Annotated in this window: 14 protein-coding genes; 10 read left to right on the forward strand and 4 right to left on the reverse strand. The window is 73.4% G+C overall.

Annotated features, from left to right (window positions below):
* Positions 1–90 precede the first annotated feature (90 nt).
* From AC3DEV_RS15930 to AC3DEV_RS15960, 7 genes are all read left to right on the forward strand, one after another.
* Complete coding sequence (locus AC3DEV_RS15930) at positions 91–810, forward strand: hypothetical protein (protein ID WP_488372728.1); 720 nt, start codon at positions 91–93, stop codon at positions 808–810.
* Positions 807–2,120 carry a hypothetical protein gene (locus AC3DEV_RS15935; RefSeq protein WP_488372729.1) on the forward strand — a complete coding sequence of 438 codons (1,314 nt, stop codon included), beginning with the start codon at positions 807–809 and terminating at the stop codon, positions 2,118–2,120. Before AC3DEV_RS15930 ends, AC3DEV_RS15935 begins: the two co-directional genes overlap by 4 nt.
* Positions 2,117–2,530, forward strand: coding sequence for a DUF6802 family protein (locus AC3DEV_RS15940; protein ID WP_069389409.1), 414 nt, complete (start codon positions 2,117–2,119; stop codon positions 2,528–2,530). Before AC3DEV_RS15935 ends, AC3DEV_RS15940 begins: the two co-directional genes overlap by 4 nt.
* A gap of 117 nt (positions 2,531–2,647) precedes the next feature.
* On the forward strand, positions 2,648–4,474 hold the full coding sequence (locus AC3DEV_RS15945; protein ID WP_488372730.1) for a phosphoenolpyruvate carboxykinase (GTP): 1,827 nt from the start codon (positions 2,648–2,650) through the stop codon (positions 4,472–4,474).
* A 161-nt stretch (positions 4,475–4,635) separates the two neighbouring features.
* Positions 4,636–5,493 carry a hypothetical protein gene (locus AC3DEV_RS15950; protein WP_488372731.1) on the forward strand — a complete coding sequence of 286 codons (858 nt, stop codon included), beginning with the start codon at positions 4,636–4,638 and terminating at the stop codon, positions 5,491–5,493.
* Positions 5,490–7,067 (forward strand): sensor histidine kinase, encoded by a 1,578-nt coding sequence (locus AC3DEV_RS15955; protein ID WP_488372732.1) that lies wholly within the window; start codon positions 5,490–5,492, stop codon positions 7,065–7,067. The genes AC3DEV_RS15950 and AC3DEV_RS15955 overlap by 4 nt, the downstream gene beginning before the upstream one ends.
* A gap of 98 nt (positions 7,068–7,165) precedes the next feature.
* Complete coding sequence (locus tag AC3DEV_RS15960) at positions 7,166–7,828, forward strand: response regulator transcription factor (RefSeq protein ID WP_067715955.1); 663 nt, start codon at positions 7,166–7,168, stop codon at positions 7,826–7,828.
* An 85-nt stretch (positions 7,829–7,913) separates the two neighbouring features.
* On the opposite strand, the gene AC3DEV_RS15965 is transcribed toward AC3DEV_RS15960, so the two are convergent.
* Entirely contained in the window at positions 7,914–9,386 is a 1,473-nt protein-coding gene (locus AC3DEV_RS15965) for an aldehyde dehydrogenase (RefSeq protein ID WP_488372733.1), read from the reverse strand.
* A 75-nt stretch (positions 9,387–9,461) separates the two neighbouring features.
* Positions 9,462–10,280 (reverse strand): class I SAM-dependent methyltransferase, encoded by an 819-nt coding sequence (locus AC3DEV_RS15970; protein WP_120282781.1) that lies wholly within the window; start codon positions 10,278–10,280, stop codon positions 9,462–9,464.
* Between the two features lie 86 nt (positions 10,281–10,366).
* Here AC3DEV_RS15970 and AC3DEV_RS15975 point away from each other — a divergent pair, with 86 nt between their 5' ends.
* Positions 10,367–11,614: a glycosyltransferase family 4 protein gene (locus AC3DEV_RS15975; RefSeq protein ID WP_488372734.1), complete on the forward strand. Its 1,248-nt coding sequence runs from the start codon at positions 10,367–10,369 to the stop codon at positions 11,612–11,614.
* Here the strand turns inward: AC3DEV_RS15975 and AC3DEV_RS15980 are convergent.
* The gene (locus AC3DEV_RS15980; RefSeq protein ID WP_488372735.1) at positions 11,595–13,556 is read right to left on the reverse strand and encodes an MmpA family trehalose lipid delivery protein; all 1,962 of its coding nucleotides are present in this window, start codon (positions 13,554–13,556) and stop codon (positions 11,595–11,597) included. The genes AC3DEV_RS15975 and AC3DEV_RS15980 overlap by 20 nt on opposite strands.
* Before the next feature lie 105 nt (positions 13,557–13,661).
* Here AC3DEV_RS15980 and AC3DEV_RS15985 point away from each other — a divergent pair, with 105 nt between their 5' ends.
* Positions 13,662–14,882 carry a polysaccharide biosynthesis protein gene (locus AC3DEV_RS15985; protein ID WP_488372736.1) on the forward strand — a complete coding sequence of 407 codons (1,221 nt, stop codon included), beginning with the start codon at positions 13,662–13,664 and terminating at the stop codon, positions 14,880–14,882.
* Positions 14,883–15,279: 397 nt separating this feature from the next.
* Here AC3DEV_RS15985 and pgfA read toward each other — a convergent pair whose 3' ends face one another.
* Complete coding sequence (gene pgfA, locus AC3DEV_RS15990) at positions 15,280–16,593, reverse strand: cell envelope lipid trafficking protein PgfA (RefSeq protein ID WP_488372737.1); 1,314 nt, start codon at positions 16,591–16,593, stop codon at positions 15,280–15,282.
* 103 nt (positions 16,594–16,696) lie between these two features.
* Between pgfA and AC3DEV_RS15995 the strand changes: the two genes are divergently transcribed.
* Positions 16,697–17,959, forward strand: a complete 1,263-nt coding sequence (locus tag AC3DEV_RS15995; RefSeq protein ID WP_488372738.1) for an acyltransferase family protein — start codon at positions 16,697–16,699, stop codon at positions 17,957–17,959.
* Positions 17,960–18,174 lie beyond the last annotated feature (215 nt).

Below are 18,174 nucleotides of genomic sequence, written 5' to 3' on the forward strand. Positions count from 1 at the left end.
CCCGCCGCGGGGCCGCCCACCGCGCCGCGCGGGTGACCCTGCCTGGGGGAAGGTCTTGCCGCGGGCAGATCCCCGCGTCACGATTACCGCGTGCCGACCGTGACCCACGACACCGAGCCCCAGGCCCCGGTGCGACCCGAGAGCCCGGATCCCGCCGCGCGCGTCCGGCGCCTGGTCTCCTCCGCCCGGGAACGCTCCGGGCGGTCGGTCGAGCCCGCCACCGGACCGGCCGGGTCCGACCCGGGCGTGCACGGCCCGGTGGAGGAGGCACTCGCGCGCTTCGACGCGCCCGTCGACATCCGGATCCGCGGCGGCCTGGGGTCGGGGCGCCGCACCCTGGCCGCGGCGCTGCGGGCGCGTCGCGGGTGGCGGGCACAGGTCGACGACCTCGACGTGCTCGCCGCTCCCGGCGCGCCGGCCACGACGGCGCCCGATGTGGAGATCGTGTGCCTGCGCACCGCCCCCTGCCGCCACGAGGAGGCGTGGGTGCGGCGCCCGCGCCGGCACGCCCTCTTGGTGGTGGCCACGGGTGTCGGTGGCGGCGGTGACGACGGCAGCGACAGCGGCAGCGGCAGCGACGACGAGGTCCTGCCGCGGTGGGCCCGTGGGCTGCCCGCCGTGGACGCGCGGGAGCCGGGGCACCGGTCGGTCGACGGCGTCGTGTCCTTTCTCGACCGCGCCCTGGACGCCCTGGCGACGGTCCGGGTGGCCCGTCTCGAGGCGGAACTGGAACGCCTCGCTGTCCACGACGAGGTGGGCGAACTCGCGGAGGCCGCCCTCTGCGTACTCACCGGACCGGGTCCGTCGTGACCGCCGCGCCCGCTCCGTCCCGCGACTCCCCGTCCCGCGACTCCCCGTCTCGCGACTCCCCGCACCGCGATTCCCCGCCCCGTGACCTGACGATCGCGGTCCTGGGCGCACGGGACTCCGCCGCGCCCGCCGTCGCCGAGGCGCTGACCTCGGCCGCGGCCCCGACCGTCGATGGCGGGGCCCGGATCCGCGTGCTCGTCGACGCGGCACCCGAGGACCGGCCGGACGCCGCTGTCCTCGTCGTCGACGCCGTGTGCCCGGTACGCCCCGACGACGTCGAGGTCGCGCGCGGCGTCGCCGCCCGCCTGCCGCTGGCGGTCGCCCTGGCCGGGCGCGCCGACCAGTGCACCGCCGAGGGCCTGTCGGAGACGGTCGACGTCACCACCCGGCGCCTGGCCGAGGCGGGTGTGACGGCGCCGGTCCACGTGATCGACGACGGTCACCCCGGAGCCCCGGCCGCGCTGCTCGCCGCCGTCGCCGTCCTCGCCTCCGGCGTGCGCCGTCCGCCCACCGCGCCTCCCGCCCCCGGCGGTACACCGCCACCGGACCCGGCCGTCGCGACCGTCGACTGGCTCCTCGCGCGTCGCACCGAGGCCATCACCACCCGCTCCCAGGCACTGCGGCAGGACGTCCAGGCCCTGCGCATGCAGGTCGTCCAGGATCTCCACCGGTCGGTGCGCGACCTCGGCGGACGCGCGCGCGAGGAACTCGCTGCGGCCCCCCGCGCCCGTGTCGACGCGCTGGTCCACCAGCTCGCCGCCGATGCCGACGCCGCGGTGGCCGGCACCATCGCCCGCGCGGACCGCCGCGCCGACGCCCTCGTCGCCCGCCATCTCGGCGCCGCCGCGCCGGCGGGTCCCCGCATCCCCCCGCCCACCAGCGGGATCGCCCCGGGTCGACCGCCGCGCAACACGGGCGAGGAACTGCTCGTCATGGTCATGGGTGCCGCCGGCGGGACCGGGGTGGGGCGCATGCTGCTGTCCCCGCTCGCCGAGATCCCCGGGGTCGCGGCGGTGGTCATCCCGCTCGCCCTCCTGTGCGGTGTGGTGCTGGGGTGGATCACCGTCACCGTCCGCCGCACGCAGGCGCTGCGCACCCACACCGTCGCGGCCGTGGCCGACAGGCTCGCGGCGCTGCGGGCCGACGCCGAGCAGTCACTCGGCTCGAGGATCCTCGCCGCGGAGGCCACCATCACCGACGGCTTCGCCCACGATCCCGGCCCCCGGGTCGCCGATCTCGAACGCCGCATCCGCACCACCCGCGCGGGACAGACCGCCCCGCCGGCCCCCACGACAGGGAGTCCCTCATGACCGATCCGCTGTTCGGTGCGGACTCCTTCGATCACCACCCGGCGCCCGACGTGTGCGGCCTCCAGGACGCCCCGCTGGCCGAACCCTCGTCGCTGGGACTGCACGTGCCCGTGGGCGAGGACGTCCTCGACCTCGGCTCCCCCGAGGCGGACCTCGACGGGGACGGCTTCATGGAGGCGGTCACCCTCGGCGACGACCGGGGACTGACCGTGTACACCGACGCCGACGGCGACGGCACCGTCGACCACGTCTCGACCGTGCGGTTCGACGGCAGCTACGACTCGTGGCGGCTGGCGAACCCCGCGGAGGGCGTGCCCTTCGGGGGATTCACGAACGAGGCTCGCGGGGACACGACCGGCGACTTCCCGTCGCCCGCCCGGTGGGAACGCATCGACCACGGCCACATCTGACCGGCGACCTGAGGAATCCCTCATGTCCGGGTGTGCAAAGGGGGCTGCGACTGAGCAGTCGACAACGCTTGACGATACTCTGTGACTAACACCATGCACCACGCGCGAGGAGCTGTGATGACCACCACCACCATTCCCGGCCTCGAGGGTCAGGCACCAACCGATCATGCGGAGATGCTCGCGTGGATCGCCGAGGTCGCCGAGCTCACCCAGCCGGACCGGGTCGTCTTCGCCGACGGCTCCGACGCTGAGTGGGATCGCCTCACGACCGAGATGGTGGAGGCCGGGACCTTCGTCAAGCTCAACGAGGAGAAGAAGCCGAACTCCTTCCTGGCCCAGTCGGACCCGAAGGACGTCGCCCGCGTCGAGTCGCGGACCTTCATCTGCTCAAAGACCGAAGAGGGCGCCGGCCCCACCAACAACTGGCGCGACCCGGCCGAGATGCGCGAGCACATGACCGGACTGTTCCGCGGCAGCATGCGCGGCCGCACGATGTACGTCGTGCCGTACTGCATGGGCCCGCTGGAGGCGGAGGACCCCAAGCTCGGCATCGAGCTGACCGACTCGGCGTACGTGGTGGTCTCGATGAAGATCATGACCCGCATGGGTTCGGCGGCCCTGGCCAAGATCGGCACGGACGGCGAGTACGTCAAGGGCCTGCACTCCGTGGGTGCCCCGCTCGCCGAGGGCGAGCAGGACGTGCCCTGGCCGTGCAACGAGGAGAAGTACATCACCCACTTCCCCGAGACCCGCGAGATCTGGTCCTTCGGGTCCGGCTACGGCGGAAACGCCCTGCTGGGCAAGAAGTGCTTCGCGCTGCGCATCGCCTCCGCCATGGCCCGCGACGAGGGCTGGATGGCCGAGCACATGCTCATCCTCAAGCTCATCTCCCCCGCCGACGAGGTCCACTTCATCGCCGCGGCCTTCCCGTCCGCCTGCGGCAAGACCAACCTCGCGATGCTGCAGCCCACCATCGAGGGCTGGCGCGCGGAGGTCGTGGGTGACGACATCGCGTGGATGCGCTTCGGCGCCGACGGTCGGCTGTACGCCGTCAACCCGGAGTACGGCTTCTTCGGAGTGGCCCCCGGCACCAACTACTCGTCCAACCCCAACGCGATGAAGACGCTGGAGCCGGGCAACGCCATCTACACGAACGTGGCGCTGACCGACGACGGTGACGTGTGGTGGGAGGACCTCGAGGGCACCCCGGACCACCTCATCGACTGGCTGGGCAACGACTGGACCCCGGAGGGCGACGGCAAGGCCGGCAACGCCGCGCACCCCAACTCGCGCTACTGCGTTCCGATCAACCAGTGCCCGGTCACCGCTCCCGAGTTCAACTCTCCCGAGGGCGTGCCGATCTCGGCCATCCTCTTCGGTGGTCGCCGCGCCGACACCGTCCCGCTGGTCAGCGAGGCCTACTCGTGGAACCACGGCGTCTACATCGGGGCGACCCTGTCCTCCGGCCAGACCGCCGCCGCGGAGGGCCAGGTCGGCGCGGTGCGTCGCGATCCCATGGCCATGCTGCCGTTCGTCGGCTACAACGTCGGCGAGTACTTCCAGCACTGGGTCGACATGGGCGCCCGGGGCGGCGACAAGATGCCCAAGATCTTCCTCGTCAACTGGTTCCGCAAGGGCGCCGACGGCCGCTTCGTGTGGCCCGGCTTCGGTGAGAACAGCCGCGTCCTGAAGTGGGTCGTGGACCGCATCGAGGGTCGCGTGGAGGGCGACGAGACCGCCGCCGGCATCACCGCCCGCGCGGCGGACATCGACATGACCGGTCTGGACACCCCGATCGAGGACGTCGAGGCCGCCCTGGCCGTCGACCCCGAGGAGTGGCGCCGCGAGCTGCCGCTCATCACCGAGTGGCTCGAGTTCTGCGGACCCAAGGTCCCGGCCGAGGTCCACGAGCAGTTCGCCGCCCTCAAGGAGCGGCTCGGCTGACACCGGCACCTGCACGGAAAGACCCACGCGGACGGGCCACACCATTCCCCGGTGTGGCCCGTCCGCCTCTACAATCTGGGCGAAGCCCTGTACTACGGCGCTTGTTGATGTCACAGTTACTGGCTGTGCGGGCAACAGTATTCCCGCCCGGAAGGAGGGGCATGAGAGCCAGCGTGGTCGGCCTCATCGCGCTTCCGATCGCGGCGAGCGGCGTCGCAGCAGCCGCCGTTGCCGGTTTCGGGCTCCCCGCCCCGACGTCCGTTCCTGCCGGGCCGACCGCCACCGCCGGGATCACCGGCGAGTCGACGGACGCGTCCCCGGCCGTCGACGAGGAGTACGCGGGCACCGCCATCGAGGGGATCAAGCCGTTCCTCACGGTGATCGACGGCAGGTCGGCCCTGCCCGTACCGGAGCCGATCCCGTCGTTCCTCTCGCTGTTGACGGTGCCCTCCGTGCCGCTGGCACCGCTTCCCCCGCAGGCCGACGGCCGGGTTGCTCCCGCAGACACCGTCGGTCCGCGCGCCGGGCAGGGCCCGGACCGGGTCCGGGACGACCTCGTGCCCCGCGACCCCACGACGGGCCCCGGTCCCGGCTCCGGGGCGGACGACCAGCCGGTGACCTTCGAACCCCACTCCGAGGGCGGGGCCGATCGAGGCGACACGCCTGACGACCGCGGACCGGGCGGCCGTCCCGCCGTACCGGCGCCCGATGCCGGTCGGCCTCCCGTGTCCGTTCCCGGACCGCCCGCAGCAGGTGGCCCGCTGCCCGGGCCCCCGCCCCACGCCGGAGAGACCGGCCGACCGGCCCATGCCGACGAGACCGGGCCTCCCCCACACGCGGGTCGGTCGCCCGCCGGCGGCGCTCCGGTGCTCGGCCGACCTCCCGTGGGAGACCGTGCCGCGAGCGGGCCGGTGACGACCTCGCAGGGGGCGGGCGCGACGGAGGCGAGCCCGGCGGTGTCCAGCCCGAGAGTGTCCAGCCCGAGAGCGTCCGGCGACGACCACCCGATGCCGAGGTGAACCCCTCGAAACGGACGTCGGCCCCGATCCGTTGGTGGCACTCCGCCCGGCTCCGCATCACCCTCGGCATCACGTTGATCACCGCCGCCGTGTTCGCGGCGATGATGGTGTTCACGTTCCAACTGCTGAACCTCAGCACCGAACGGGTGATGGACTCGCGGCTCAACCGGGAGGCCGCCGACTTCACGACCTTCATGACGGCCGGGATCCTGCCGTCCTTCGAGTCGGAGAACCCCACGGTCGAGCAGTTGATCCGGGCATACCTCGCCCAGCAGTACCCGTCCTCGGAGCTGCTGCTGGTCGGGACGGCCACCGAGTCGGGCACCCAGTTCACGCTCTCCCGGTACGGGCCCGAGGAGGACCAGCTCTTCCCGCCGGCGATACGCTCACAGATCCAACGGATCGGCCTGGTCTCCACCGAGAGTTCGGGGATCCTCGACGGCTCGGTGCGGTGGCGCAAGACCACGGTCGAGAGCCCCGCCGGACTGGCCAACATCGTCGTCGCCGTCAACGACCGGGGCACCCACCAGGAGACACGGCGCGTCGTGTTCTACATGCGCTGGGCCAGCGCCGGAGGCATGGTCGTCAGCGCGGTGCTCGCGTGGTGGATCGCCGGGCGGATGCTCGTGCCGGTGCGCCGTATCCGCGAAGCCGCCGAGACCATCTCCGCCGCCGACCTGTCGAGGCGGGTCCCCTCCGACGGACCCGACGAGATCGTCTCACTCGCCGACACGGTCAACGCCATGCTCGAACGCGTCGAGGAGGCCTACCGGACCCAGCGGGAGTTCCTCGACGATGCCGGGCACGAACTGCGGACGCCCCTGACCGTCGTGCAGGGCAACCTCGACCTCATGCCCGACGACCCCGACGGGCGTGCCGAGGCCACCCGCCTCATGCAGGACGAGCTGTCGCGGATGACCCGCATCGTGGAGGACCTGCTCACCCTCGCCAGGGCCGACCGTCCCGACTTCCTCCGGACCGTCCCGACCGACGTCGCCGAACTCGTGCTGGACGTCGAGGCGAAGATCGACGTGATCGCCGACCGGGACTGGCGGGTGCTGCCCTACGCCGAGGGCGTGGCCCGACTGGACCAGCACCGCATCACGCAGGCCCTCATGCAGTTCTGCTCCAATGCCGTCCGCTTCACCGGCCCCGGCGACACCATCGAGATCGGGTGCCGCATCATCGAGCCGGGGGATCCCACCGTGCCCGACGGGTTCGCCGCGGGGCCCGTCGCCCCGTCGCCCAAGCGGGAGGACTACCGCCGACGGCTCCTGTGGTGGGTCCGCGACAGCGGACCGGGGATCCCGCCCGGGGAAGAGGAGAGCATCTTCCAGCGTTTCCACACCGCGCGCGGCCAGCTCCGCGACGGCCGGGGCGGCACCGGCCTCGGTCTGGCCATCGTCTCCACCATCGCCAAGGCGCACGGGGGACGTGCGTTCGCGTTCAACGCCGAGGGCGGGGGCGCGGTGTTCTGCATCGTCGTCCCCCTCATCGCACCACCACCGGAGAAGCGGCCCCGCGACGACGGGGACGCCGAGCCGGTCGCGTCGGGCGACAGCGGTACGCACTGATCCCGCGCACGTCCCGGACGAAACCGCGGACACGGGACCGGGCAGCGTCCAACTGATGTCTTCCCGTGGGATACTCCGGGTTCGAGAAGGAGGGTTGCATGACGAATGTTCTCGTCGTGGAGGATGACGATCTCATCCGATCGGTGTTGGTGAAGGCACTCGGCGGCGCGGAGTACACCGCACTCGAGGCCGTGGACGGGGAGAGCGCGCAGGCGATCCTGTCGACGATCTCCGACATCGACCTGATGTTGCTCGACATCGGCCTGCCGGACACCGACGGGCTGACCCTCCTCCGCGAGGCCCGCGACCGCGGGTTCGCCGCACCCGTCATCATCCTCACGGCCCGCGACAGTGTGGCGAACACCGTCGAGGGGCTGGAGTCCGGCGCGAACGACTACATGGTCAAGCCCTTCCGCGTGCCCGAGCTGCTCGCCCGCATCCGTCTGCGGCTGCGCGAGCACGAGGCCACCGAGGACCCGGGCATCCTCGAGCACGCGGGCATGCGCCTGGACATCCGCACCCGCCGGGTCGAGGTGGACGGCCGGATCCAGGAGCTGACCAACCGCGAGTACTCGCTCCTCGAGATGCTGCTGCGCAACAAGGGCGAGACCATCAGTCGCGAGCAGCTGCTCGAGAGCGTGTGGGGCATGGACTTCGACCCGGGCTCCAACATCGTCAACGTCTACATCCGTTCCCTGCGCCGCAAGATCGGCGAGAACAAGGTGCAGACCGTCCGCGGCGTCGGTTACCGCGTGGAGTGACACCCGGCCGGTCGGCGCCGCGCCGACGCGTCCGATGTGTGAAGACCCCCGGCCGAGGCCGGGGGTCTTCACATCTGTCGAGGTCTCAGCCCTCGCCGGGCTCCCAACCGAACGGCATGAGCACACTCTGCAGCTCGCAGAAGGCCTCGAGCCCCTCGGGGCCGTTCTCGCGACCCAGGCCCGAGTTCTTGAACCCGCCGAAGGGCGCGCTCGGGTCGAAGGCGTACCAGTTGATGCCCATCGTGCCGGTGCGCACCCGCTGGGCCACGGCCAGCGCGGCATCCGGGTCGGCGGAGTACACGGCCCCGGCCAGGCCGTACTCGGAGTCGTTGGCGATCTGCACTGCCTCGTCGACCGTGTCGTAGGCGATGACCTGCAGGACCGGCCCGAAGATCTCCTCCTGGGCGATGGTCATGGAGTTGTCGACGTCCCGGAAGACGGTCGGCTGCACGTAGGCGCCCTCGGCGACGCCCTCGGGCAGTCCCTCGACCGTGCCGCCCCCGTAGGCGATGGTCGCGCCCTCCTCGACGCCCTTGCGGATGTAGCCCTCGACGGACGCCTTCTGCTTGTGGTTGGCCAGCGGGCCGAAGGCGGTGCCGTCGTCGGCCGGGTCGCCCACGGGCATGGCCTTGACGTTCTCCACCAGCGCCTCGACGACCTCGTCGTACTTCGACCGCGGCGCGAGGATGCGGTTCTGCGACACGCACGCCTGCCCGGAGTTCATCAGGGCGGAGAAGACCATGGTGCCGGCGTGGGCGGCGATGTCGGCGTCCTCGAGCACGATGGCGGCGCTCTTGCCCCCCAGCTCCAGCGAACAGCGCGTGAGGCTCTGGGCGGCGATCCCGGCGATGTGCTTGCCGACCCCGGTGGAGCCGGTGAACGAGATCTTGTCGACGTCCGCGTGGGAGACCAGGTGGTCGCCCACGGAGCTGGGGCCGGTCACCACGGACAGCACGCCCTCGGGCAGCCCGGCCTCACGGAACAGGTCGGCCAGCCACAGCGCGGACAGCGGCGTGGCCGAGGACGGCTTGAGGATCACCGAACTGCCGGACAGCAACGCGGGCGCCAGCTTGGCGGTGTTGAGGTAGAGCGGGACGTTCCACGCGGTGATGGCGGCGACGACGCCGACGGGGTGGCGGGTGATGACCGACGCGCCGAAGTCTCCGTGGCGCACCTCGGACCACGGGAAGGTCTCGGACAGGCGCGCGTAGTAGCGCAGCACACCCAGGGTCGGCGTCACCTGGATCATCGCGGCGGTGCCGGGCGGGGTGCCCATCTCGTCGGAGAGGATCTGGCACACCTCGGCCTGACGCTCCTCGAGCATGTCGGCCACGCGGGCCAGCAGGGCGCCGCGCTCGGCGGGCGGGGTGGAGCGCCACACGCCGGACTCGAACGAGTCGCGCGCCTGGCTGATCATCTCGTCCAGGTCCTCGGTGGTGGTCTCGGCGACCCGACCCACGACCGCGTTGGTGGCGGGCGAGGTCACCTCGAGGACGCCGGTGGTGATGGGATCGGTCCAGCGGGTGCCGGAGAAGAGCTTGTCATGGACGACGACCACGGGGACCTCCGAGAGGTAGAAAACAAGAACGTGTTCCACCTCACTGTAGCGAGTCCACGGCGCCCCGTGGGGCAGCTACCCGGCCCGCATCACCAGCACGAGGTTGGACACCAGGACCTCCCTGACCAGCGGCACCCGCACCAGCCACCACGCCCACCGTGGGTGGTAGCGCGGGAACGCCGCGACCAGTTCGGCCGATCCGGTCTGGCGTGCCCAGTCGAGCCCCTCGGCGCAGCCCACCTCGAACAGGGACTCGCCGTAGACGTTCTTGGGCGGCCGGCCGTGGCGACGCTCGTACATCCGCCGCGCCCGCTCGCCACCGAGGTAGTGGGTGGGTCCCATCTCGTGGCCGCCGAAGGGTCCGTACCAGAGCGTGTAGGAGACGACGACGAGGCCGCCCGGTCGCGTGACCCGGCACATCTCCTCGGCCATCGTCCAGGGCTCGGGGACGTGTTCGGCCACATTGGAGGAGATGCACACGTCGACGCAGTCCGATCGGATCGGCAGCGACATCCCGCTGCCGCGGATCGAGCCCGCCTGGTCCAGGCCCGCCGCCGACATCTCCCCCACGTCCGGTTCGACGGACACGTACCGCGCCCCCTCGGCGGCGTAGGCGTCGGAGAAGTAACCCGGCCCGCCGCCGACGTCCAGCACCGTCAGCCCCGGGAGGCGGCCGGTGTCGGACCCGGGGCCCCGCCCGGCCGGCCGGTCACCGGCGCGCTCCCACAGGTCCGCCACCAGTTCGACGGTGTCGCGGGCCAGACCGGAGTAGAAGACGTCCGGGTCGGACTGCTCGAGCGGGAACGAACGCAGCAATCCGAGCGACCGACCGAGGGTGGCGCGGCGGGCCACCGAGCGCAGGGCGGGCGAGCGGTGGACGGGATCGGTGATCACGGCGGTGACGATACCGGCGGGTGACGATACCGGCGGCAGCGTTGACCACCCCGTCGGCGGTCCCGACGCCCGCGTACAGTGTCCGCGTGGCTCGTATCCTACTGCTGTGCTGGCGTGACAGCACCCATCCCCAGGGCGGTGGCAGCGAACGCTACCTCGAGCACGTCGCGGACGGCCTCGCCGGCGCCGGGCACACCGTCGTCTACCGGACCTCGCGCTCACCGGGTGCGGCCCGCTCCGCCACCACCGGGGCCGGGGTGCGGTTCAGCCGGGCCGGCGGCCGGTTCACCGTCTATCCCCGCGCGCTGCTGGCGATCCTGTTCGGCAGGATCGGGCTGGGGCCCCTCGGTGTCCTGAGGCAGCCCGACGTCGTCGTCGACACCCAGAACGGCGTCCCCTTCTTCTCCCGCCTGGCCACCACCGCGCCCGTGGTGGTGCTGGTCCACCACATCCACCGTGAGCAGTGGCCGGTGGCCGGGTGGCTGGTCGCGCGGATCGGCTGGTGGATCGAGTCGTGGCTGTCCCCGCGCGTGCACTCGCGCAGTCAGTACGTGACCGTGTCGCTCCCCTCGGCCGACGAGCTCGCCGGGCTCGGCGTGGACCCCGCGCGCATCGCCGTGGTGCGCAACGGACTCGACCCGCTCCCGGCGGACGTCGAGCCGGGCGGGCCGGCCGCGCACGAGGGCCCCGGCCCTGACACCGACACCGACGCCCCGCGGCTGGTCGTGTTGTCCCGGCTGGTGCCGCACAAGCACGTCGAGGACGCCCTCGACGTGGTCGCCACCCTGCGCGCGAGCAGGCCCGGCCTGGTGCTGGACGTCATCGGCAGCGGCTGGTGGTCCGACCGCCTCCGTGGGTACGCCGCCGAGCGCGGGCTCCTCGTCCCCGCGCCGGGCTCGGGTGCCGGCACGGGCCCCGGCCCGGACGCGGGTTCGGTCGTGTTCCACGGGCACGTCGACGAGTCCACCAAGCACCGCATCCTCGCCGGCGCCACACTGCATCTCATGCCCTCCCGCAAGGAAGGCTGGGGTCTGGCGGTGTCCGAGGCCGCGCAGCACGGGGTGCCCACCGTCGGCTACCACCACGCGGCGGGACTACGGGACTCGATCGACGACGGCGAGACGGGCCTCCTCGTGGACGATGTCGCGGCCATGACCCTGGCCACCGATCGCCTCCTGGCGGACCCCGACCTGCGGGGGCGCATGGGTGAAGCCGCGCGCCGCAAGGCCGCGGGACTGTCCTGGCCCGCCACCGGAGCGGCGATGGCGCAGGTCCTCCGGGCGGTCACCGAGGGCTGGCGCGTGAGCGGTGTGATCAGCGGCCAGGCCGGCTGACCGGTCCTCCCGCGGCGTGCGCGTCCCGGCGCGCCGTGGTGGTCGCGGCGGAGACGCTGGCAACGGCCACGGCGAGGGCGAGCGTGAGCAGCCACAGCGCGTGCGCCGCCAGCACCCATCCGCGGGCCGACGCCGGAGCCGCGGGCTCGGCGGTGGCCTCCCATCGGGCATCCGCCCCACCCGGCCCGTTCGGCGCGGCCAGCTCGTGCAGGACGAGTTCGGAGCCGGTGAACCTCGTCGTCGTCGACTCCGGCGGTGTCCCGGCCAGCGTCCGCGCCGCCCGCCCGCGCGGGCCGGCGGACGTGCGCTCGTCGAGCACCCACCGCACCCCCAGTCCGGCCAGGACGCTCGGGTCGTCCCCTCGCAGCAGCGCCGCGGTGGCCCGCCTCGCGCGATCACCCTCGCCCGGCACCGCGGCCGCGTCGTCGCCGGCCGCCCCGCCGACGACCAGGTCTCCGGGCACCAGCACGCGGGTGTCGAGCAGTCGGGGCGCCGGATCGAGTACCGCCGCGCCGCCCGCCCACAACGGCGTCGAGCGGAAGGACCCCGCCGGCAGGACCAGCAGGTCACCGGGCCTGCCGTCGACAATCCGCGCCACCTGCTCCCAGTCCTGGCCGTAGGTGACCGGCCGCAGCTGATCCCACAGGGCTCGCGGGGCGTCGGGGACGGCGGCGACGACCACCGCCGTGAGCAGCAGGCCCGCCCCGGCCGGTCGGAGTCGCCCGGCCAGCTCGCGGGCGGCGAAGGCGAGCGCCAGCACGGTCGCCGGGAGCGCCAGCGCGACGAACTTCTGGGTGTCGCGCAGCAGACCCGCGCCGGGGACCGCGGCGACGACGGTCTCCAGCGCGGCCAGGCCCGGCCCCGTCGCGGCGGCCGCCACCAGCAGCCACGTCCCGACCGCCAGCGGTACCGTCGCCCGCACCACCGGATCGCGGCGCGCCCGCCACACCCCGCGCGCCGCCACCGCCCACACGACGAGCAGCAGCACGAGCGCCACGGCCGCCCACCACGTTGACCGCGACGGCGGCACCGCCTCCGAGTTCCAGATTCCGCCCAGGGCGACCACGGACCCGAAGGTGCCGATGCCGGGCTCGGCGCGGGAGGCGAACGCGCTCACGCCCGTGGCGGCGGTCGGCGCGGTGCCGGTCCCGGCCGGGGCGAGCGCGGTCGCGAGCAGCCACGGCAGCGCGGTCACCACGGCGGTGGCGGCCAACGCCAGCGCTGCACGGTCGCGCCGGCCCGGCCGCGCGGCGGGACCCGCACTATCACCGGCACTGTCACCGCCACCCGCACCGCCGCTGAACAGGGACACCGCCGCGGCGACAACCGCGAGGACCCAGCCCGTCGGCGTGAGCCCCGCCGCGGCCAGCGCCGCGCACGCCGCCGCCACCCGGCGCCGACCGGGCGCGCCACCGAGGGCGCCGGCGGAGGCCAACAACACCGGCATCGACATCACCGCCGCCGTCCCGGCCAGCACGGACCAGTGCCCCTGCAGCAGCCGCTCCACCACGAACGGGTTCCACACCGCCCCCACCACGGCGGGCAGGCGCAGCCAGAGCCCGGACAGCCCCGCGGCCGCGTCGCCGGGCAGGACCCGGCGCACCAGCGCCCCCGCCGCCACCGCCAACCAGATGCAGAACACGGCGGTGAGAACGCCGGTCAGCGGCCACACCGGCAACCCCACCGCCTGCAGCGCGCGGGTCGCCCACACCACCGCCACGTCCTGGGGCACCGCCCGCGCCGCCGACTCCCCCAGCCCGAGCGCGGCGTCCGACAGGGGCGGCGTCGGCGTGGCCACCCAGTCTCTGAGCAGTGGGAACCCGGGCCGCGCCACCCCCGCCAGCAGCAGGGCGGTCACCACCGCCCCCACGGCCGCGTCCACCGCGGCGTCCCTCCCGGCGGGTCGCGCGATCACGCGACGGGAACCGACAGCGGACGACATGCGCTCATTCCACCACGCCCGCGCGCGGGGCCGGCCGCCACCGCGCGGCCGGGCCGTCGGCGGCCAGCCACCGGGCCACCGCGGCGGCCCCCTACGATTCCCGGTGTGGACCATCAGGCGCGCGAGGCGGCACCGGGCTCCGCCACCAGGCGCTTCCTGACCGGCGCGGGGGCGGTGACGGCCGGGTCGATGCTGGCCAACATCGCCGCCTACCTGCTGCACCTGCCGGCCTCCCGGTGGTTGGGGCCCGAGGGCTACGGCGCCTTCGCCGCCCTGCTGTCCGCGCAGCTGCTGGTCGCCGTTCCGTCACTGGCGTTGCAGGCGGTCGTCGCCCGCGACCACGTACGCGGAGTACCGGACGAGGTCCTGCGCTCGCTCGGCCGGCGGGTCGCGCTCCTGGTCGCGGTGGTCGCCGCACTGGCGGTCGTCCCGGTGTCGCTGCTGCTGGACACCCCCGTCCCGGCCACCGCCGCCGCGCTGGCCCCCGGCCCGGTGCTCTGTCTGCTCACCACCGAACAGGGCCTGCTGCAGGGCGCCGAGCGGTTCCGCGCCCTCGGCGGAGTGCTCGCCCTCGCCGGCGCCGGCAAGGTGGTGCCGGCCGTCGCGGTCCTCGCCGCGGGCGGAGGCGTGGGGCCCGCGCTCGCGGCCGGGGCCGTCGGCGTGACGGTGGCCTGGGTGGTGGCGACGTGGATCTCGACACGCGGGTCCGAGGCGCGGCGACCGCCGACCGGGACTTCGTCGACCTCACCCGGCGTCGCGGCCGTACTCGCGGCCGGCCAGGTGCAGCTCGTGATGATGGCCCTGACCTCCGTCGACCTGCTCCTCGCACGTGCGCTGCTATCCCCCGAGGACGCCGGCCGCTACGCGCTCGGGGCGGTCGCCGCCAAGGCCGCGTTCTGGCTACCGCAGGCCGTGGGCACGGTGCTCTACCCGAGGATGGCCGATCCGGCGGGGCACCGGGGGGCGGTCCGTTCCGCGGTGGGTGTCCTGCTGGGTATCGGCGCCGTCGTGGTGGTCGGTGCCGCGGCGGCCGCCCCGCTCGTGCCGGTGGTCGTCGGCGAGGACTACCGGCCCGTGGCCGGCCTGCTGTGGGCGTTCGCCGCCCTGGGCGTGACACTGAGCGTGCTGCAGGCGTTCCTGCTGGCGAGCATCGCCTCCGACCGGACGGTGGAGGCCGCGATCGCCTGGTGCGGTCTGGTGCTCACCGCCGTCGCGGTGTGGTTCGCGCCCCGCGACGTCGAGGGCGTCCTGGGCGCGACGCTCGTCGCGGTCGCCCTCACCACGGTCGCCGCCGGCTGGCGGGCGCTCCGCGTGCGCCCTGCCTGAAGCGAGGGCCCCGAGCGGGCCGCGCCCTCGAGCCGAGCCACGTCGCCTATCCGTTGGCGACTCACCTACCGGATCCGCTAGGTGGCGCGTGATCCGATAGGCGAAGCGGCTGGCGGAGCGGCTGGCGGAGCGGGATCGTCGAGGCCGGCCGCGGGTTCGCAGCGCCCGATCCGAGGGACAGATCGCGGGAGCCGGGCGGCTGGTGTCCCCGACGGTCGCGCGGCGGTCGCGGTCGCGGTCGGCTGCGCGGCGGCTGCGCGGCGGTCGCGGGTCCGTCACCCAACGAGAAGAGCGTTCCGCACACTCCCACTCGGGTGTCGTGTGCGGAACGCTCTTGTCGATGCTCCGGGTGCGGCCCCCGCTCCGGATAGGGCGAGCGGCCGCGGGGTCTGACAGGTCAGGCGCGGGTCCGGGTGGTCCGTCCGCCGGTGCCGCCGCGGCTCCCGCGCAGGCCCAGCACGATGCCACCGATCAGCGACAGCAGGCCGAGGATGCCCAGCACCGCCGGGACGATACGACCGAACGTGTTGAGCGTGTCCGCGCTGTCCTGCGCCGCGGCCAGAGTGCTCTCCTGGGTCTCGTCGTTCCATCCGGACTGGAAGCGGACGGCCGTGCGGGTCGGCTCGGCTTTCTCCTCCTCCAGGCGGGCCTTGTCGGAGAAGAAGGCGTCGGCCTCGGCCTGGTCCTCGGCGAAGAACTGGAAGATGTCCTCCTTGCCGTTGATGATCTGGCCGGTGGCCGGGTTCACGTACACCGTGCGGGTGTTGGTGTAGAAGCGTCGCATGTCAACCGGGCGGTCGGGGTCACCCTCGAGGCCCCACTGGCCGGCGGTCATGCCCTCGCGGCGGTAGCTGGCGAGGATCGACTCGACGGCGGGGTCGTAGCCGTCGGAGATCGAGGCGAAGTGGTCGCGGATCGAGGACCACATGTCGATCGGGCCGAGCTCCTGGGTGAACTCGTAGGCCTCGATCCCACCGACGGACGTCTCGCCGACGAACTCGATCGGGTTGGTGGTGAAGGTGCTGGCGTCGAAGTAGTCGTAGGCCCGCTGCTCGGTGTCGAACGGGAACTTGTACTGCAGCCCCTCGCGGACGAAACCCGTGGGGGCGGTGTCGTCGGCACCGCCCGCGACGACCTGCAGGGTGCTGGTGGCCTCGTCGACCGGCTGCGCCGTGACGCGGTCCAGCGTGATGCGGTCGATTGTGGCGTTGATCAGCGCCTCGACCTCGTCGCCGCCCGCGATGTCCTCGCGCAGCAGCGACTGGGCGGCCTGCAGGGTGATGACGTCGGCGTCCGACGGCTCGACGGCCATCACCCGACGCTGCGAGTACAGGGGGATGTCGTTGTCGATGAAGCACGAGACGGGGAACTGCACCTCGGAGTCGTCGGCCTCGGCGCCGTCCTGGGTCTCGACCGCCTCACCCTCGGGCGCGTCGCCCTCTCCCTCGGCCCCGTCCTCGGGACGGCACTCGGGCCGGTCCGCGTTGAGCTCGGTGGGCGCGTTGCCCGCCAGCGCCCTGCCCACGAGGACCGCCCCCGGCGCGACCTCGGTGACGGTCGTCGAATTGATGTCCAGCGGGGTCTTCTTCTGCGCCGGCACCACGAAGAACACGAGCGCCAGTGCGATAGTGATCAAGAATGCGCCGAGCCCGACGAGGACCAGCGCGGGCACCGACGACCTCCGTCCCGCGGAACTGCTCTGTCGTGCCATCGGTTGTCCTCCTGGAGTCGCGCCCTCGGTCCGTGGTCACGCCCGGGTAACGTCCCCGGGTCGGCTGCCAGACCGGACCATCATCAGGAGAAGATTAACAGTGATGAAGAACGCATTTGGCACCCCCGACCACCGAGTCGGGACTCTGCCCTCCGCGACGGGCTTCGTGCCGGCGCTCGAGGGGCTCCGGGCGGTCGCCGCGTTCGCTGTACTCACCACCCATGTCGCGTTCCAGACCGGGGCCTCGACGGGGTCGTTCCTCAACCGCGTCTGGGGCCGCTTCGACCTGTCCGTGGCCGTGTTCTTCGCGCTCTCGGGCTTCCTGCTGTGGCGCGCGCACGCCCTGCACGCACGCCGGGGAGGCACGGGGACCGCACGGCCCGCCCGCGACTATCTGCGCTCCCGACTCGTCCGCATCATGCCCGCGTATCTCGTCCTGGTGGCCGCGGTGTTCCTGCTCATCCCCCGGAACGCACGGAGCTCCGCCAGCACATGGACGTCCAACCTGACGCTCACCCAGGTGTACGTCCCGGACTCCCTCGTCGAGGGGCTCACGCACGCGTGGTCGCTGTCCGTGGAGATGAGCTTCTATCTGGTGCTGCCGTTGCTGTGGTGGGCGCTCGCGGGGCTGCGCGGGCGGGCGGCGCGGTGGCGCATCCCGGCGATCGCGGTCGCGGGGGTGGCGAGCCTGGGATGGGCGCTCGTGCCGTGGTACGAGCTGGGACTGCACGACCGGCTCAACGACCAGATCCTGCCGCCGGCGTTCGCGTCGTGGTTCGCGGCGGGGATGATCCTGGCCGAACTCGCCTGCGCCCCGCCCGGACGGGCGGCGACGCTGGCCCGCCACCGCCACGCACGGTGGGGGTGGTGGGCGGTCGCGGCCGCGGCGTTCCTGGTGAGCACGGTGCCGCAGTGGTTCACCGAGGGCTTCGTGCATCCGTCGGGCCCCGAGTTCGCGCTCCGCACGGCGCTCGGCGCCGTGGTGGCGTTCTGCCTCCTGGCCCCGGCCGCGCTGGCCCCGGCCGGCCCGGGCACCGCGGACGGCGGCGGGCTGCGCTTCGCCGTTCTCGGCTCGACCGTCCTCACGACCCTGGGCCGGTGGTCGTACGGCGTGTTCCTGTGGCACGTCCTGGTCCTGCACTTCGCGTTCCAGATCGCGGCGGTGCCCATGTTCTCCGGACAGATGCTGCGGATCTGGCTGGTGACCGCGGTGGTCTCGACGGTGGTCGCGGCTGCCAGCTACGCGCTGGTCGAGGTGCCGGCCGGACGCTGGCTGGCACCCCGGCGCGCGCCGCGCGGACGGCCCGCGGACGGCCAGCTGGCGGCCAGCCCGGCGCAGACGAGCCCCGCCACCGTCGCGACCTGAGGCCCCCAGCCGTCGCCGGCGTAGCCCAGCGGGTCCGGCCACGGGGCGCGGGACAGCACCGCGGCGCCGGCGACGATCCCCGCCCCGGCCCCCACGACGAGCAGGTGCCGGGCCCGCCCGGCTCCGAGGTACCGACTCGCCACCAGCGCACCCACGGTCAGCCCGGCGGTCACCCCCAGCCCGACCGGCCCGGCCATCGCGAACCCGAACGCGGC

The organism is Dietzia sp. IBK-p2-15D (assembly GCF_057773105.1).

What these genes read in the sequence shown, in the direction of transcription:
- AC3DEV_RS15995 (WP_488372738.1), top strand. Translation starts at nt 16,697, where the DNA reads ATGAAGAACGCATTTGGCACCCCCGACCACCGAGTCGGGACTCTGCCC.
- AC3DEV_RS15940 (WP_069389409.1), top strand. Translation starts at nt 2,117, where the DNA reads ATGACCGATCCGCTGTTCGGTGCGGACTCCTTCGATCACCACCCGGCG.
- pgfA (WP_488372737.1), bottom strand. Translation starts at nt 16,593, where the DNA reads ATGGCACGACAGAGCAGTTCCGCGGGACGGAGGTCGTCGGTGCCCGCG.
- AC3DEV_RS15945 (WP_488372730.1), top strand. Translation starts at nt 2,648, where the DNA reads ATGACCACCACCACCATTCCCGGCCTCGAGGGTCAGGCACCAACCGAT.
- AC3DEV_RS15950 (WP_488372731.1), top strand. Translation starts at nt 4,636, where the DNA reads ATGAGAGCCAGCGTGGTCGGCCTCATCGCGCTTCCGATCGCGGCGAGC.
- AC3DEV_RS15980 (WP_488372735.1), bottom strand. Translation starts at nt 13,556, where the DNA reads ATGTCGTCCGCTGTCGGTTCCCGTCGCGTGATCGCGCGACCCGCCGGG.
- AC3DEV_RS15960 (WP_067715955.1), top strand. Translation starts at nt 7,166, where the DNA reads ATGACGAATGTTCTCGTCGTGGAGGATGACGATCTCATCCGATCGGTG.